Raw genomic sequence first — 14,538 nt, 5'->3', positions numbered from 1 at the left:
CGCCCCTGCAAGTTCGGTGTAACGCGATTATTCGTCGCGGCCTTCCATCATGGTGCGTTTGAGCATCACGTAAACCGCGCCGGCGCCGCCATGTTTGGCCTGGCACGAGCAGAATCCCAGCACTTGCGCGTGCTGGCGCAGCCAGGTGTTGACGTGGCTTTTGATCATCGGCCGCTTGCCGTCCAGCCGCACAGCCTTGCCGTGGGTGACGCGCACGCAGCGAATTTCGAATCTGGTCGCCTCGGCGAGAAACGCCCATAGCGTTTCCCGGGCCTTTTCCACGTTCATGCCGTGCAGGTCGAGGCTGCCTTCGAACGGGATCTGCCCGACCTTGAGCTTGCGCATCTGACTTTCCTGAACCCCGTCCCGGGACCACATCAACTCGTCTTCCGGACCTACATCGATCACGAACTGATCCGACAGACCGTCAACGGTCGCCTGGTCGGTGCGCACGGTAGCCGATTGGCGCAGCTTGGCGATCTGTGCGCGGTCAGTCTTGGGTTTGCCGGTGTCGGCGCGATCGTGCTTGATCGGCTTGACGCCGCGCAGCTCGTTTTTGAACAGGGAAAAATCGTCGTCTTGCATGTCAGCCTCCGCGAAGGGCGGCCAGTTTACCCAAGTCGAAACAAAACGGCCCGGCAAAAAGCCAGGCCGTCGATCAGTCGTGTTTTTTCATCAGGTGCGGGGACATGTTCAGTTCCCTCGATTGCCGTGCGCGGCGGCGGCAGCGACGCCACAGGGCGACACCGAAATACAGAAACAGCAAACCGACCGCCAGAATGATCGCCGAGCCCATAGGCGTGGCGTTCAAGTCACCGAGCGCCGGCGGGCGTCCCAGCAGGCTGGCAGCACCGGCCATCGCCAGCAGCACGCCAAACGTCGCCAGAATGGCGGCGAACGCTGCACCGAAACGAAAACGCCAGTTGCTTTGGCCTTTGGGCCGCAAGCGGCGTGCGTCAAATCCATCGGATAACTTCATTCCGACCTTCCTCAATGGGTATCGGCCCTTCGACCGGGAGTTGACCGGGTTGTTCCTGAGGCTATGGCATTTGCGGCAAATGAGAGGCTTTTGCGGATGAGCGGCGGCATGAGCCGCTCATCAAGCGGCGATCAGATCAGTTCTTGAGTCAAGGCGAGGGTGGCGAAGTTGTCGGCCATGATCGCCATTTCCGCCTCCTGCACGCGTTCGGCGCTCAGCACACGGCCCTTGAAGGGCAAGTCACGGGTGGCGCAGGCATCTTCAACCAGGGTGCAGCGGAAACCCAGGTTCTTCGCTGCACGCACGGTGGTACTGACGCTGGAATGGCTCATGAAGCCGCAAACGATCAGGTCCAGCGAGCCAAGGTTTTGCAGGCGATCGAGCAATTCGGTGCCGTGAAAGGCGCTCGGCAGCAGTTTGCCGATGATGGTTTCGTCACCCTGCGGCTCGAGGCCAGGGATGAATTCGCCGCGTTCGCCTTGCGGGTCGAACAGGCCACCGACGGTGCCAAGGTGACGCACGTGCACGATCGGCCGACCGGCGGCACGGGCGGCCGCGACCACTTGTTTGATGTTTGCGACGGCCGCGTCCATGCCGCTCAGGGCCAGCGGGCCACTGAGATATTCTTTCTGGGCATCGATGATGACCACGGTCGCATGGCTCAGTGTGGCCGCCGCGTAACCGCGACCGCTGAGTTGAAACATCGTTTTTGGAACGGACATTCTGGGGCTCCTTGGGGTGGGGCTTTTGCGGCATTGTCCTCTGGCTGAGCGGTTCTGTGAATCGCTACCATCGTAGGCACCGTCGTTATTGGCCTGCAGCCTTGTCAAGTTACACGTTCTGTTCAATAGCTGATAAGAAAAACAGAACACTCCTACGGTCGGCCCGGTGTTTTTCCTGCGTCGTCGCGAGGCGTTTTGGCTGGTAGAATCGCCAGTCGTTTTTTCTGGAGTTCTGCCCCGTGATCACTTCCCGACTTCGTACCCTGCGCGACCATATCCGTTGGGCCGTCAGCCGCTTCCATGGGGAGGATCTGTTTTTCGGCCATGGCACCGACAACGCGTGGGATGAAGCCCGCCAGTTGGTGCTGGGCGCTCTGCACCTGCCGTGGGAAATCGCCGACAGCTATCTGGACTGCGCGCTGGAAGACGATGAACTGGTTAATCTGCAACGCTTGCTCAAACGCCGCATCGAAGAGCGCATTCCAACCGCATACCTGTTGGGTGAAGCGTGGTTCTGCGGCATGTCTTTCATTGTCGATGACCGTGTGTTGATTCCGCGTTCGCCGATTGGCGAGCTGATCGAAAACCGTTTTGCGCCGTGGTTCGGCGATGAGCCGGCGCGAATTCTTGACCTGTGCACCGGTTCCGGTTGCATCGGTATCGCTTGCGCTTACGAGTTCCAGAACGCTGAAGTCGTGCTGGCGGATCTGTCGTTCGAAGCGCTGGAGGTGGCCAATCAGAACATCGAGCGTCACGGCGTCGATGAGCGCGTGTACACCGTGCAGGGCGATGGCTTTGATGGGTTGCCGGGTCAGCGTTTCGACCTGATCGTGTCGAACCCGCCTTACGTGGATGCCGAGGATTTCGCCGACATGCCGGACGAATATCAACACGAGCCGGAGTTGGGCCTGGCCTGCGGTGATGACGGTCTGAACCTGGTACGACGGATGCTCGCCGAAGCGGCGGATCATTTGACCGAGAAGGGTTTGCTGATTGTTGAAGTCGGCAATAGCCAGGTGCACGTTGAGGCGCTGTACCCGGAAGTCGATTTTGCCTGGCTGGAATTCGCGCGCGGCGGGCATGGCGTGTTCATGCTGACCGCAGAGCAGTGTCGCGATCATCAGGCGCTGTTCGCTTCCCGCGTTTAACCCGCTAAAAGCTTCGTCGGAACGCCGCCCGGAGCAGGCTCGCTCCCACCTTTGGAATGCATTTTCCTGTGGGAGCGAGCCTGCTCGCGAATGGCCGCACCGCGGTATCAAGCCATCAGCGGTGTGTTGCAATCCAGATCAACAACCCCGCCTGAAACACCGCAAATGCCACCAGGCAAGTAATGGTGAACCGCAGCCCGGCGTCTTCGCGCTTGAACTTGCTGACCTTGTCTTCCTGCTTTTTGAGCTTCACTTCCTGCTCGGCCAGATTCTGCTCAGCCTGTTGAAGCATCTGTGCCGCTTCAAGAATTTCGACGACTTGCAGCTTTTCGCTGTTCCAGTCACCGAGCAAGTCTGCGACCTGCACTTCCTTGACGCTGCCCTTCAAATGCTGCGCATCGGCGTACGCCACGTCAAAACCATGCACGCGCAGGAAATGATCGCGACGCAGGCGAGTGTCCTCGTTCAACGCGTCCTTGTTGTTCAAGTCCATGCCGTCGACGGTGTAGGTGGGCCAACGTTTTTTCGCCCAGTTGATGCCTTGCGCAGCGACGAAACGGCCGATGCCACGGTTCAACGGTTCGATCTGCAAGCCGCTGTCCGGGCCAAAATGCACACGCTTGGTGGTGTGATCGACCCATACGTCGAGGTGATTCTGTTCTTTGCGCACGCGCTGGCCAGGCAGTTTGATCGCCATGCGCATCAGGCTTTGCTCTTTGCTGTTGCGCTCGGCGTAACCGAATTCGACAAAGCGCAGCGGCCGGCCACCGGTGTGGCGATCAGTCTGTAGCGGGGCCAGGCGGAGCATCTTGTGGTGCTCGGCGTGGACATCCGCCCACGGCAGCTCGACCGCTGGCGGTACGTCTTTTTCAGCGGTGGTGTCGGGTGAAGTCTGCGTATCAGTCATAACGGCGAGATCCTGTCCAAGCCCTGCTTGTCACCCGCGATTGCGCTGGCGACAAAGGCTTATCGGCCGTTTTCTTCAGGACTGGAGGGCTATCAGGCTGGAAAACTGCCTGAAACGCCCCCAGTTGAGGCTTATCGGGCGCGAAGTCCGTCAATAAAGTCGATGATTTGTGAGCCGAGTTCTGCCGCCAGTGGCAAATTCGGGTCCTTGTAGGAGGCCAGTTGCCGCTTCATGTCGTTGTGCACGATGCGCAAGACATGGTTCATGCCTTCGATCACCACCAGCCTGGCGTCCGGTTTGGCAGCCTTGAGCAATTTCGCGTCTTCGGTACCGACCTGCATGTCATTGCTGCCCTGGACAATCAGCGCCGGCATTGGCAATTGCGCGAACGCTTTCGTGGGATCCTGACGGAACAGCGAAATCAGATACGGCTGCACGCTCGGACGGAATATCACTTGCAGCTGCGCCGGTACGTTGTCATCGACGTGACCGGCCTTGAGGCTGTCGAGCAGCTCATTGCTGCGCAACATCAAAGGCGGCGGCAGGCTGCGGGCCAGTTGTTCACGAATCACCTGATCGACCGGCCGGGCACTGCCGGACAAGGAAATCACCGCTGCCGCGTCTACCTTTGGCGCAGCGAGGGTGGCGATCAGCGCGCCTTCACTGTGACCGAGCATAATCAGCTGACCGAAACGCGGATCCGCCTTGAGCTTTTGTCCCCACGCCACCGCGTCGGCTGCGTAGGCCTCGACTGACAGATTGCGCTCATCCGGCGTCGCGGCCAGGCTCGCGGCCACGCCGCGTTTGTCGTAACGCACGCTGGCGATGTTGTGTTTGGCCAGCACCCATGCCAGCCGTTTGAGACTGTCGTTGCGCCCTCCATCGGGGTTGTTTCCGTCACGATCCGTAGGACCTGAGCCAGAAATGATCAGGACAACCGGTACAGGCTTGTCGGATTTTGGCAGCAACAGCGAGCCGAAAAGTTCGCCGCTGCCGGTGTCCAGAGACATCGGGCGCTGTAGGACAGTCGCCTGGGCAAAGCCAGTAAAGAGGGTAAGACTCAAGATCAGAACTCGCAGCATCATCACGCCATCATTCGCCAAGATGCCGGTTGGACTCGCCAGCACCACTAAGGTTCGAGGATGAACTACTCGGTTAGCCTGCGTATACTGGCGCGCATCACGAATTTGGGTTTGATTTCACGGAGCGTCCTGCATGTCCGGCAATACCTACGGCAAGTTGTTCTCTGTCACCACCGCTGGCGAAAGCCATGGTCCGGCGTTGGTCGCCATTGTCGACGGCTGCCCGCCGGGCCTGGAGATTTCTGTCGAAGACTTGCAGCGCGACCTTGATCGCCGCAAGCCCGGCACCAGCCGCCACACCACCCAGCGCCAGGAGCCCGACGAAGTCGAAATCCTTTCCGGCGTGTTCGAGGGGCGCACCACCGGTTGCTCGATTGGCCTGCTGATCCGCAACACCGACCAGAAGTCCAAGGACTACTCGGCGATCAAGGATCTGTTCCGCCCGGCCCACGCCGACTACACCTACCACCACAAATACGGCGAGCGCGACTACCGTGGCGGTGGCCGCAGCTCGGCGCGCGAAACCGCGATGCGTGTGGCGGCGGGTGCGATTGCGAAGAAATTCCTCGCCACTCAGGGCATCGTCATTCGTGGCTACATGAGCCAGCTCGGCCCGATCGAAATCCCGTTCAAGACCTGGGATTCGGTTGAGCAGAACGCTTTCTTCAGCCCCGACCCGGACAAAGTCCCCGAGCTGGAAGCCTACATGGACCAGTTGCGCCGTGATCAGGACTCGGTCGGAGCGAAAATCACCGTGGTCGCCGAAGGTGTGATGCCGGGTCTGGGCGAGCCGATTTTCGATCGTCTCGACGCCGAACTGGCCCACGCGCTGATGAGCATCAATGCGGTCAAAGGCGTGGAAATCGGCGCCGGTTTCGCCTGCGTTGCCCAGCGCGGCACCGAGCATCGCGATGAAATGACACCGCAAGGTTTCCTCAGCAACAACGCTGGCGGCATCCTCGGCGGTATCTCGTCCGGTCAGCCGATCGTTGCGCATCTGGCGTTGAAACCAACGTCGAGCATCACCACCCCGGGCCGTTCGATTGATGTCGATGGCAACCCGGTCGATGTCATCACCAAGGGCCGTCACGACCCGTGCGTGGGGATCCGCGCCACGCCGATTGCCGAGGCGATGATGGCCATCGTGCTGATGGATCACCTGTTGCGTCACCGTGGGCAGAACGCCGATGTGCGCGTGAGCACGCCGGTGCTGCGTCAGCTTTGATGGCAGATATCAAAGCCGCTGCGGCTTGACGGGCGTGGCGGTGCTTCCTTACTGGCGGCTGTCCAGTTTTTATCTGTTCTATTTCGCCTTGCTCGGTTCGACGGCGCCGTTTCTGGCGCTGTACTTCGATCACCTCGGATTCAGCGCCGCGCGCATCGGCGAACTGGTGGCCATCCCGATGTTGATGCGCTGTGTGGCGCCGAACATCTGGGGCTGGCTGGGCGACTACACCGGCAAACGGCTGGCCATCGTACGTTTCGGCGCGGTGTGCACGTTGCTCACCTTCTCGTTGATTTTCGTCAGCAAGAGCTACGCCTGGCTGGCGATGGTCATGGCGCTGCATGCGTTCTTCTGGCACGCGGTGTTGCCGCAGTTCGAAGTCATCACGCTGGCGCATCTGCAGGGCCAGACCTCGCGTTACAGCCAGATCCGCCTGTGGGGCTCGATTGGTTTCATCATCACCGTGGTCGCTTTGGGGCGCCTGTTCGAATGGCTCAGCCTCGACATCTACCCAGCGGCGCTGGTGTTGATCATGGCCGGCATTGTCCTCAGCAGCTTGTGGGTGCCGAACGCGCAACCGGCGCAGGGCAACCGACCGGGCGGGGAGGGCTTTCTCAAACAATTGCGCAGTCCCGGTGTGTTGGCGTTTTACGGCTGCGTGGCGCTGATGCAAATGAGCCACGGCCCGTATTACACGTTTTTGACTTTGCACCTGGAAAAACTCGGTTACACACGAGGCGTGATCGGCATGCTCTGGGCGGTCGGTGTGGTCGCCGAAGTGCTGATGTTCATGGCCATGAGCCGGATTCTGGCGCGGTTCTCAGTACGCCGGGTGCTGCTGGCCAGTTTTCTGCTGGCGGCCCTGCGCTGGTTACTGCTAGGTTCGTTCGCCGAGTTTCTCTGGGTGCTGCTGTTCGCACAGATTCTCCATGCGGCGACTTTCGGCAGTTTTCACGCCGCTGCCATCCAGTTCGTGCAACGTAGCTTCGGTGCGCGCCAACAGGGGCAGGGCCAGGCGCTGTATGCGGCGCTGGCCGGCACCGGCGGTGCGCTGGGCGCGTTGTATTCCGGCTACAGCTGGAATGCCCTCGGGGCGACATTGACCTTTAGTATTGCCAGTCTCGCGGCGCTTGCTGCTGCCGTTATCATTGCCACACGTATGCAAGAGGACAGGCCATGAGCCTTACCCGTGAACAACTCGCCCAGCAAATCGTCGACGCCGGGCGTTTCCTTTATGGTCGCGGCTGGTCGCCGGCCACCAGCAGCAATTATTCGACGCGTCTGTCGGCCAGCGAAGCGTTGTTGACCGTGTCCGGCAAGCACAAGGGCCAGTTGGGTGTGGACGATGTGCTCGCCACCGACCTTGCCGGTAACAGCCTGGAACCGGGCAAAAAGCCGTCCGCCGAAACTCTGCTGCACACCCAGCTCTACAGCTGGCGCCCGGAGATCGGTGCGGTGCTGCACACTCACTCGGTCAATGCCACGGTGCTGTCGCGCCTGACCCCGCAAGACTTTATCGAGTTCGAAGACTACGAACTGCAAAAAGCCTTCAGCGGCATCTCGACCCATGAATCCCGGGTGCGCGTGCCGATTTTCGACAACGACCAGGACATTGCGCGGCTCGCCGCCAAGGTGCAGCCTTGGCTCGACGCCCATCCCGATTGCGTCGGTTATCTGATTCGCGGTCACGGCCTCTACACCTGGGGCGCGCAGATGAACGACGCGTTGCGCCAGATCGAAGCCTTTGAATTCCTGTTTGAATGCGAGTTGAAAACCCGCAGCGTCATGAACCGCCAGGGCTGACTTCACCCGAAGTCGCCCATTTGCCTGATGAAATGCTGTGCCCGACCGGTCTGCAAGAACCGGACGGCAAGGCCGATACCGAGGAATTGCCCCAATGAGCAGCTTGTCCGTCTATCACGTTTCCAGCCCTGACATTCCGAACAAGGTGCTGACCCATCTCGAAGAAATCGCCTCGACTCTGGCCGAGCAAGGTGTGCGCTTCGACCGCTGGCAAGCCACCGCGAAGATCCAGCCCGGCGCCACGCAGGAAGAGGTGATCAGCGCTTACCAGGAGCAGATCGACAAACTGATGACCGAGCGCGGTTACGTCACCGTCGACGTCATCAGCCTTAACAGCGACCACCCGCAAAAAGCCGAACTGCGCGCCAAGTTCCTCGAAGAACACCGCCATGGTGAAGACGAAGTCAGATTTTTCGTCGCCGGTCGTGGGCTGTTTACCCTGCACATCGACGATTACGTGTACGCCGTACTCTGTGAAAAGAACGATCTGATCTCCGTTCCGGCTGGCACCAAGCACTGGTTCGACATGGGCGAGCATCCGCACTTTGTCGCGATCCGTCTGTTTAACAACCCGGACGGCTGGGTTGCCAATTTCACCGGCGAAGACATCGCCGGGCGATTCCCGCGTCTGGAGGACTGAGCCCATGTCGATCAAAGTCATCCTCACCGACATCGAAGGCACCACCAGCGCCGTCAGTTTCGTCTTCGACGTACTGTTTCCTTACGCGGCCAGACACCTGCCGGACTTCGTGCGCCAGAACGCTGAGCGTGCCGATGTCGCAGAGCAACTCGACGCCGTACGCCGTGACAGCAACGAGCCGCAGGCCGACGTTGAACGGGTTGTTGAAATCCTTTTGAGCTGGATTGCCGAAGACCGTAAAGCCACGCCGCTTAAAGCGTTGCAAGGCATGGTCTGGGAGCAGGGTTATCAGGCCGGGCAGTTGAAGGGGCATGTTTATCCGGATGCTGTTGAAGCACTTCAACGCTGGCACGCGGCGGGTTATCAACTGTTTGTGTACTCGTCGGGCTCGATCCAGGCACAGAAGCTGATCTTCGGCTGCTCGGAAGCAGGGGATCTGACGCCGCTGTTCAGCGGCTATTTCGACACCACGTCGGGACCGAAACGAGAGGCGCAGTCTTACACGAACATTCAACAGGCGATCGCGGTTGAACCTGCGCAGATCCTGTTTCTGTCGGACATCGTCGAAGAGCTCGACGCCGCTCAGTCAGCGGGCCTGAAAACCTGCGGTCTGGCCCGCGATGGCGGAGAACTGGCGGGCCACGTTACCGTCGACAGCTTCACCGGCATCGAACCGGAAGCGTTCTAACGTCTGCGCTAAACCCTGCATGAAATCCGGGCACAAAAAAACAGGCCGTGAAGCGAAAGCTCCACGGCCTGTTTTGTTTAACGAGTTCTTAAGCGTTTACAGCGAGTGATACGTCGGCAGGGCAAAGCGCTGCTGGCTCTGCAGCATCGCAATTTGCGGCAACTCGCTGGCCTGTTCGGCCAGGTCACGGCGAATCGCACTGATTGCCCAGGACAGTTGGTCGCCGGCATGCAGTTGCTGATACGACAGTGCACGTTTGAACACTTTGCCGTCGGCACTACGCAGGGTCAGCAAAATCCCGCCATCGGGACGCGGCGAGGTGGTGACGTCGAAGTTGGAGAACAGGGAGGTAAATTTTTCTTGAATCAGGCTCATGTTTTTCAGCTCCGTATGCACTTGAATGGCAAGCATGCATAGGAGGTTGCAGTGATTGTGCCAGCACCGGATAAAAATAAAATCGTTACAAATCAATAGCTTAAAAACAAGATGATTTTGAGGTGTCGTGCAAACTGCATGAATGGCCATCGTGCATCCTGCATTTTGCGGGATCATTGAGCAATTAACGGAACCAATCGGGCTTTTCTGAATCATCGACATCGCCGCCGCCCGGGCGGATACAAAACATTGCAAAAACCGCGTGTACAGCCTGAGAAGCGCTGACGTACTTTCAGTCTCGACCCTCGCTCGAATGCGACGGTTGCATCAGCCCGACAATAAAAAACATCGGCCACCACGCCAAGGTCGAACGGGGAGCTTCCATGAGTCACGCGCCAAGCGACACGATTACCTGGGGCATGATGCTCCGCAAGCTGCCGATGATTGCCAAGGCCATTCCCCGAGTGGTCAAGGGCATGAAGGTCGCCAACGTCACGGATCCGACCCAAAGCTGTGGCCTTGGCTGGACGTTCGAACAAGCGACTCTGCGTAACCCCGATGGCCCGGCGCTATTGCAGGGCGAGGTTTCGTTGAGCTACTCGCAAGTCAACCAGTGGGCCAATCGCATCGCCCACTATCTGAGCGAGCAGGGCATCGGCAAGGGCGATGTGGTCGCGGTTTTTATCGAGAATCGCCCGGAGTTGCTGGTGACGATTCTGGCACTGGCCAAGCTCGGTGCCGTCAGCGCGCTGCTCAATACTTCGCTGACCCGTGACACGCTGATTCACAGCGTGAATCTGGTCGCGCCGGTGGCGATTGTGGTCGGCGAAGAACTGCTGCCGGCGTTCGCTGCGGTGCGCGATCAGGTCTCGATTGCGCCACAGCGCAGCTGGTTTGTTGCCGATCAGGACACCTGCAATCACCCGGGCATTGCGCCCGAAGGCTACGTCAATCTGATCAGCGCCAGTGTCGATGCCTCCAGTGAAAATCCGCCAAGCAGCCAACAGGTATTTTTCGACGACCCGTGTTTCTACATCTACACCTCCGGCACCACCGGCCTGCCCAAGGCCGGGGTGTTCAAGCATGGTCGCTGGATGCGCAGTTCGACCAGCTTCGGCATGATCGCGCTGAACATGCGCCCCGACGATGTCGTCTACTGCACTTTGCCGCTGTACCACGCCACGGGTCTATGTGTGTGCTGGGGCTCGGCGATCAACGGCGCATCGGGTTTTGCGATACGCCGTAAATTCAGCGCCAGTCAGTTTTGGAGCGACGTGCGCCGCTATCGCGCGACCACCATTGGTTACGTCGGTGAGTTGTGCCGCTATCTGGTCGATCAACCGGCCAGCGCCGACGACAACCGTCACGGCGTGCGCAAGATGATCGGCAACGGCTTGCGCCCCGGCGCCTGGGCCGAGTTCAAGACACGCTTTGCCGTCGAGCACATCTGCGAGCTGTATGCGGCGAGCGACGGCAATATCGGTTTCACCAATATTCTCAACTTCGACAACACCATCGGTTTTTCGCTGATGGCCTGGGAACTGGTGGCTTACGACCATGACAGCGGCCAGCCGGTGCGCAGTGCTGACGGTTTCATGCGCAAGGTCGGCAAGGGCGAGCAGGGCTTGTTGTTGGCGCGGATCGACGAAAAGGCGCCACTGGACGGTTATACCGATCCACAGAAGACCGCCAAGGTTGTGCTGCACGATGTGTTTAGCAAAGGCGATCGCTTTTTCAACACCGGCGACCTGCTGCGCAACATCGGTTTCGGTCATGCCCAGTTTGTTGATCGCCTGGGCGACACCTACCGCTGGAAGGGCGAAAACGTCTCGACCACAGAAGTCGAAAACCTGCTGCTGCAGCATCCGCAGATTTGCGAAGCAGTGGCGTATGGCGTGGAAATCCCCAACACCAACGGCCGCGCCGGAATGGCGGCGATTACCCCGGCTGAATCCTTGGCGACGCTGGATTTCGCCGAATTGCTGGCGTTCGCACGGCAACGCCTGCCGGCCTATGCGGTGCCGTTGTTTTTGCGGGTGAAGGTGAAAATGGAAACCACCGGCACCTTCAAATATCAGAAAACGCGTCTGAAAAACGAAGGTTTCGACCCAGCTCAGACAGGCGATGATCCGATTTTCGCCTGGCTACCCGGCACGCAAACCTACGTGCAGGTTACCGATGAAGTGTTGGCTGAAATCCATCAGGGCAAATACCGTTATTGATTCTGGCTATGGGCGATTTTCAGAAAAAGGGGGTGACAGCTATCGTCGGGCTCGGGAAACTGTCGACTTTCCGATAGACCGAAGTGGAGTTGCCCCATGTCCGACCAAAGCCGCCAGATGACCCCTGAGGAAGCTGCCGAATTCACCGAGCAGGTTTTCAACAAGGCGCGCGACGGTGATGCACTGATGCTCGATCGACTGGTCAGCGCCGGTTTGCCGGTGAACCTGAAAAACAGCAAGGGCGATACCTTGCTGATGCTTGCCAGCTATTACGGCCATGTCGATGCCGTGCAGGTGCTGCTTAAACACAAGGCTGATCCCGAGTTGCGCAATGCCAACGGCCAGAGCCCGATTGCCGGTGCGGCGTTCAAGGGCGATCTTGCGGTGGTCAAGGCACTGGTTGAAGCGGGCGCTGAAATCGAAGGCTCGTCCTTTGATGGCCGGACTGCACTGATGATGGCGGCGATGTTCAACCGTGTTGAAATCGTTGACTATCTGATCAGCAAGGGCGCCGACCCGAAAGCCAAGGATGCCAATGGCGTTACTGCGCTCGACGCTGCCCGGACCATGGGTGCAGTGGACACCACGGCGCAGCTGGAAAAATTGCTGGGCTGACGATCTTTTACTTTGTGCGCTATCCTCCGCGCCCTCAAAAACCATCTTCGCCACAGGATCCGCCCTCATGAAAGCCGCGCTCGTCGATCTCATCAGCAAAATCAGCTCCGGCTGCATGGGCGAGGACGAGATCCTGAAGGTGGCCGACGAAGCCGCACAGGCCTACGCCGATGCCGACGCTTTTCTGGCTGCCAACCCGGACATCAACTACGACGACACTTTCCCGATCGCACTGGGCGAGTGGGTTGTGGTCGGCAGCCTGCCGGAGACCGTGTTGTTCCAGGCTGACACCTACGTCGACCTGTTCGCTCAGATCGTCGCCTCGTTCGGCCCGACCGTGGACTTCAACCTCAAGCCCAAGCAACTGGCCAAAACCGAAGCGCTGACCGCCCTCAACCGTATTCAGGTGCAGATGAGCAGCCTGAACAAGGAAAACGGCGGTTACACGCTGATGAACTTCAGCCAGTTGCTCGACGATGAGCTGCAAGTGGTGCTGGTTTACGGCAACGACGTGCCGCAAGTTCTCGAGTTGTGTGCACAAATTGGCATCGCCGCTGCGCCTTCGCTGGAAGCCTTGAAGGTCGCCGTTCACGTTTGAGCACAATAAAAGGGAACCCTGCACGCGACCGTCTATCCTAAAAGTGCATGCCACTATTCTGGAGCGACACCATGGGTTCCACGTTCAACGGTCTGATTGGCCTGATCATTCTTGCGCTCGATATCTGGGCCATCATCAATGTGCTGAAAAGCGGCGTCTCCACCGGGATGAAAATCGTCTGGGTGCTGCTGATCATCCTCCTGCCAGTGCTGGGCCTGATCATCTGGGCAATCGCCGGGCCACGGGGCAACGTCCGGATCTGACCGCTACATTCGAAACCATCTCGAACCCTGTGGGAGCTGGCAAGCCAGCTCCCACAGGGTTCTGTGGTTTGCAGATAAAGTGAGGTTCGACCTGTCATCTTTGGCAACGTAGAATGCGCGCCTTTCCCGGGCAATCGTCTCCACGATCCAGGCCCGCGCATTCATCGGAGCACTTGACCATGACCGTCACCAAAACCAGCGAATACCTGGAAACCCTATACGAAGGCTACGGCCAGCGTTTTCGCATGGAAAAACTGCTGCACGAAGTGCGCACCGAACACCAGCACCTGGTGATCTTCCAGAACCCGCGCATGGGCCGTGTCATGGCGCTTGACGGTGTGATCCAGACCACCGAAGCCGACGAATTCATCTACCACGAAATGCTCACCCACGTACCGATCCTCGCCCACGGCGCCGCCAAGCGCGTGCTGATCATCGGTGGTGGTGACGGTGGCATGCTGCGTGAAGTGACCAAGCACGCTGGCGTCGAGCACATCACCATGGTCGAGATCGACGGCACCGTGGTCGAGATGTGCAAAGAGTTTCTGCCGGAGCACTCCAAGGGTGCTTACGACGATCCTCGGCTGAACCTGGTGATCGATGACGGCATGCGCTTCGTCGCCACTACCACCGAAAAATTCGACGTGATCATTTCCGATTCCACCGACCCGATCGGCCCGGGCGAAGTACTGTTCTCGGAAAACTTCTACCAGGCCTGCCACCGTTGCCTGAACGAAGGCGGCATCCTCGTGACCCAGAACGGCACGCCGTTCATGCAGATCGAAGAAGTCAAAACCACTGCCGGTCGCCTGCGCAGCCTGTTCCCGGACTGGCATTTCTATCAAGCGGCGGTGCCGACCTACATCGGCGGTTCGATGACCTTCGCCTGGGGCTCGACCAACACGTCGTACCGCAAGCTGAGCCGCGAAACCCTGCAACAGCGCTTCATCGGCAGCGGCATCGTCACCCGCTACTACAACCCGGAAATCCACATCGGCGCGTTTGCAATGCCTCAATACGTATTGCAGGCGATCAACAAGCCAAGCAACGACTAATAGAACACGGCAAAACCCCTGTGGGAGCGAGCCTGCTCGCGAAATCGTACTGTCAGCCAACACTTTTGCTGGATGGACAAGCGCCTTCGCGAGCAGGCTCGCTCCCACAACAGCTTGTCTGCACAGTCCCTGATGTTTTATTCATGGTCGCGCGCTGCATCCTTTTGAACGATCAATCACGCCGAAAGTCGAGATAGAGGTAAGCCCATTTGTGGG

General features: G+C 59.2%; 17 protein-coding genes. 11 read left to right on the top strand and 6 right to left on the bottom strand.

Annotated features, from left to right (window positions below):
* Positions 1-27 precede the first annotated feature (27 nt).
* The 3 genes from IEQ42_RS24835 to IEQ42_RS24825 form a co-directional block, all read right to left on the bottom strand.
* Positions 28-585, bottom strand: coding sequence for a Smr/MutS family protein (locus IEQ42_RS24835; RefSeq protein ID WP_210705849.1), 558 nt, complete (start codon positions 583-585; stop codon positions 28-30).
* A 73-nt stretch (positions 586-658) separates the two neighbouring features.
* On the bottom strand, positions 659-979 hold the full coding sequence (locus IEQ42_RS24830; RefSeq protein WP_042558444.1) for a hypothetical protein: 321 nt from the start codon (positions 977-979) through the stop codon (positions 659-661).
* 131 nt (positions 980-1,110) lie between these two features.
* A complete protein-coding gene (locus tag IEQ42_RS24825; protein ID WP_210705847.1) occupies positions 1,111-1,701 on the bottom strand; it encodes a cysteine hydrolase family protein in 591 nt (196 codons plus the stop codon).
* Positions 1,702-1,940: 239 nt separating this feature from the next.
* Between IEQ42_RS24825 and prmB the strand changes: the two genes are divergently transcribed.
* On the top strand, positions 1,941-2,849 hold the full coding sequence (gene prmB, locus IEQ42_RS24820) for a 50S ribosomal protein L3 N(5)-glutamine methyltransferase (RefSeq protein ID WP_210705845.1): 909 nt from the start codon (positions 1,941-1,943) through the stop codon (positions 2,847-2,849).
* Between the two features lie 115 nt (positions 2,850-2,964).
* Here prmB and IEQ42_RS24815 read toward each other — a convergent pair whose 3' ends face one another.
* Positions 2,965-3,756 carry a hypothetical protein gene (locus IEQ42_RS24815; protein WP_210705843.1) on the bottom strand — a complete coding sequence of 264 codons (792 nt, stop codon included), beginning with the start codon at positions 3,754-3,756 and terminating at the stop codon, positions 2,965-2,967.
* Positions 3,757-3,887: 131 nt separating this feature from the next.
* Complete coding sequence (locus IEQ42_RS24810) at positions 3,888-4,841, bottom strand: alpha/beta hydrolase (protein ID WP_210705841.1); 954 nt, start codon at positions 4,839-4,841, stop codon at positions 3,888-3,890.
* A 130-nt stretch (positions 4,842-4,971) separates the two neighbouring features.
* Between IEQ42_RS24810 and aroC the strand changes: the two genes are divergently transcribed.
* From aroC to mtnC, 5 genes are all read left to right on the top strand, one after another.
* Positions 4,972-6,063 carry a chorismate synthase gene (gene aroC / locus IEQ42_RS24805; protein ID WP_047300364.1) on the top strand — a complete coding sequence of 364 codons (1,092 nt, stop codon included), beginning with the start codon at positions 4,972-4,974 and terminating at the stop codon, positions 6,061-6,063.
* Positions 6,064-6,097: 34 nt separating this feature from the next.
* Entirely contained in the window at positions 6,098-7,243 is a 1,146-nt protein-coding gene (locus tag IEQ42_RS24800; protein WP_210705839.1) for an MFS transporter, read from the top strand.
* Positions 7,240-7,866 (top strand): methylthioribulose 1-phosphate dehydratase, encoded by a 627-nt coding sequence (locus IEQ42_RS24795; RefSeq protein WP_042558450.1) that lies wholly within the window; start codon positions 7,240-7,242, stop codon positions 7,864-7,866. The genes IEQ42_RS24800 and IEQ42_RS24795 overlap by 4 nt, the downstream gene beginning before the upstream one ends.
* A 94-nt stretch (positions 7,867-7,960) precedes the next feature.
* A complete protein-coding gene (locus IEQ42_RS24790) occupies positions 7,961-8,506 on the top strand; it encodes a 1,2-dihydroxy-3-keto-5-methylthiopentene dioxygenase (RefSeq protein WP_210705837.1) in 546 nt (181 codons plus the stop codon).
* 4 nt (positions 8,507-8,510) lie between these two features.
* On the top strand, positions 8,511-9,194 hold the full coding sequence (gene mtnC / locus IEQ42_RS24785) for an acireductone synthase (RefSeq protein WP_115148205.1): 684 nt from the start codon (positions 8,511-8,513) through the stop codon (positions 9,192-9,194).
* A 96-nt stretch (positions 9,195-9,290) separates the two neighbouring features.
* Here the strand turns inward: mtnC and IEQ42_RS24780 are convergent, their stop codons facing one another.
* Positions 9,291-9,569 (bottom strand): DUF3509 domain-containing protein, encoded by a 279-nt coding sequence (locus IEQ42_RS24780; RefSeq protein WP_042558453.1) that lies wholly within the window; start codon positions 9,567-9,569, stop codon positions 9,291-9,293.
* A 383-nt stretch (positions 9,570-9,952) separates the two neighbouring features.
* Here IEQ42_RS24780 and IEQ42_RS24775 point away from each other — a divergent pair, with 383 nt between their 5' ends.
* The 5 genes from IEQ42_RS24775 (at position 9,953) to speE (ending at position 14,322) form a co-directional block, all read left to right on the top strand.
* Entirely contained in the window at positions 9,953-11,791 is a 1,839-nt protein-coding gene (locus IEQ42_RS24775; protein WP_210705835.1) for a long-chain-acyl-CoA synthetase, read from the top strand.
* Positions 11,792-11,887: 96 nt separating this feature from the next.
* On the top strand, positions 11,888-12,406 hold the full coding sequence (locus IEQ42_RS24770; RefSeq protein ID WP_042558455.1) for an ankyrin repeat domain-containing protein: 519 nt from the start codon (positions 11,888-11,890) through the stop codon (positions 12,404-12,406).
* Between the two features lie 67 nt (positions 12,407-12,473).
* The gene (locus IEQ42_RS24765) at positions 12,474-13,004 is read left to right on the top strand and encodes a hypothetical protein (protein ID WP_210705834.1); all 531 of its coding nucleotides are present in this window, start codon (positions 12,474-12,476) and stop codon (positions 13,002-13,004) included.
* A 71-nt stretch (positions 13,005-13,075) separates the two neighbouring features.
* Positions 13,076-13,267: a PLDc N-terminal domain-containing protein gene (locus IEQ42_RS24760; RefSeq protein WP_042558457.1), complete on the top strand. Its 192-nt coding sequence runs from the start codon at positions 13,076-13,078 to the stop codon at positions 13,265-13,267.
* Positions 13,268-13,446: 179 nt separating this feature from the next.
* Positions 13,447-14,322 (top strand): polyamine aminopropyltransferase, encoded by an 876-nt coding sequence (speE, locus tag IEQ42_RS24755; protein ID WP_042558458.1) that lies wholly within the window; start codon positions 13,447-13,449, stop codon positions 14,320-14,322.
* Positions 14,323-14,538: the final 216 nt, after the last annotated feature.

Origin of the sequence: Pseudomonas iridis, assembly GCF_017980685.1 — a bacterium.
Classification (GTDB): domain Bacteria; phylum Pseudomonadota; class Gammaproteobacteria; order Pseudomonadales; family Pseudomonadaceae; genus Aquipseudomonas; species Aquipseudomonas iridis.
The sequence above is the reverse complement of the archived record's forward strand: the minus strand, read 5'-3'. Positions and strand labels throughout refer to the sequence as shown.

Coding starts and splice junctions, on each gene's coding strand:
- IEQ42_RS24775 (WP_210705835.1), top strand. CDS start 9,953: ATGAGTCACGCGCCAAGCGACACGATTACCTGGGGCATGATGCTCCGC.
- mtnC (WP_115148205.1), top strand. CDS start 8,511: ATGTCGATCAAAGTCATCCTCACCGACATCGAAGGCACCACCAGCGCC.
- IEQ42_RS24760 (WP_042558457.1), top strand. CDS start 13,076: ATGGGTTCCACGTTCAACGGTCTGATTGGCCTGATCATTCTTGCGCTC.
- IEQ42_RS24825 (WP_210705847.1), bottom strand. CDS start 1,701: ATGTCCGTTCCAAAAACGATGTTTCAACTCAGCGGTCGCGGTTACGCG.
- IEQ42_RS24795 (WP_042558450.1), top strand. CDS start 7,240: ATGAGCCTTACCCGTGAACAACTCGCCCAGCAAATCGTCGACGCCGGG.
- IEQ42_RS24770 (WP_042558455.1), top strand. CDS start 11,888: ATGTCCGACCAAAGCCGCCAGATGACCCCTGAGGAAGCTGCCGAATTC.
- IEQ42_RS24815 (WP_210705843.1), bottom strand. CDS start 3,756: ATGACTGATACGCAGACTTCACCCGACACCACCGCTGAAAAAGACGTA.
- IEQ42_RS24765 (WP_210705834.1), top strand. CDS start 12,474: ATGAAAGCCGCGCTCGTCGATCTCATCAGCAAAATCAGCTCCGGCTGC.
- speE (WP_042558458.1), top strand. CDS start 13,447: ATGACCGTCACCAAAACCAGCGAATACCTGGAAACCCTATACGAAGGC.
- IEQ42_RS24790 (WP_210705837.1), top strand. CDS start 7,961: ATGAGCAGCTTGTCCGTCTATCACGTTTCCAGCCCTGACATTCCGAAC.
- aroC (WP_047300364.1), top strand. CDS start 4,972: ATGTCCGGCAATACCTACGGCAAGTTGTTCTCTGTCACCACCGCTGGC.
- IEQ42_RS24830 (WP_042558444.1), bottom strand. CDS start 979: ATGAAGTTATCCGATGGATTTGACGCACGCCGCTTGCGGCCCAAAGGC.
- IEQ42_RS24835 (WP_210705849.1), bottom strand. CDS start 585: ATGCAAGACGACGATTTTTCCCTGTTCAAAAACGAGCTGCGCGGCGTC.
- IEQ42_RS24810 (WP_210705841.1), bottom strand. CDS start 4,841: ATGATGCTGCGAGTTCTGATCTTGAGTCTTACCCTCTTTACTGGCTTT.
- IEQ42_RS24780 (WP_042558453.1), bottom strand. CDS start 9,569: ATGAGCCTGATTCAAGAAAAATTTACCTCCCTGTTCTCCAACTTCGAC.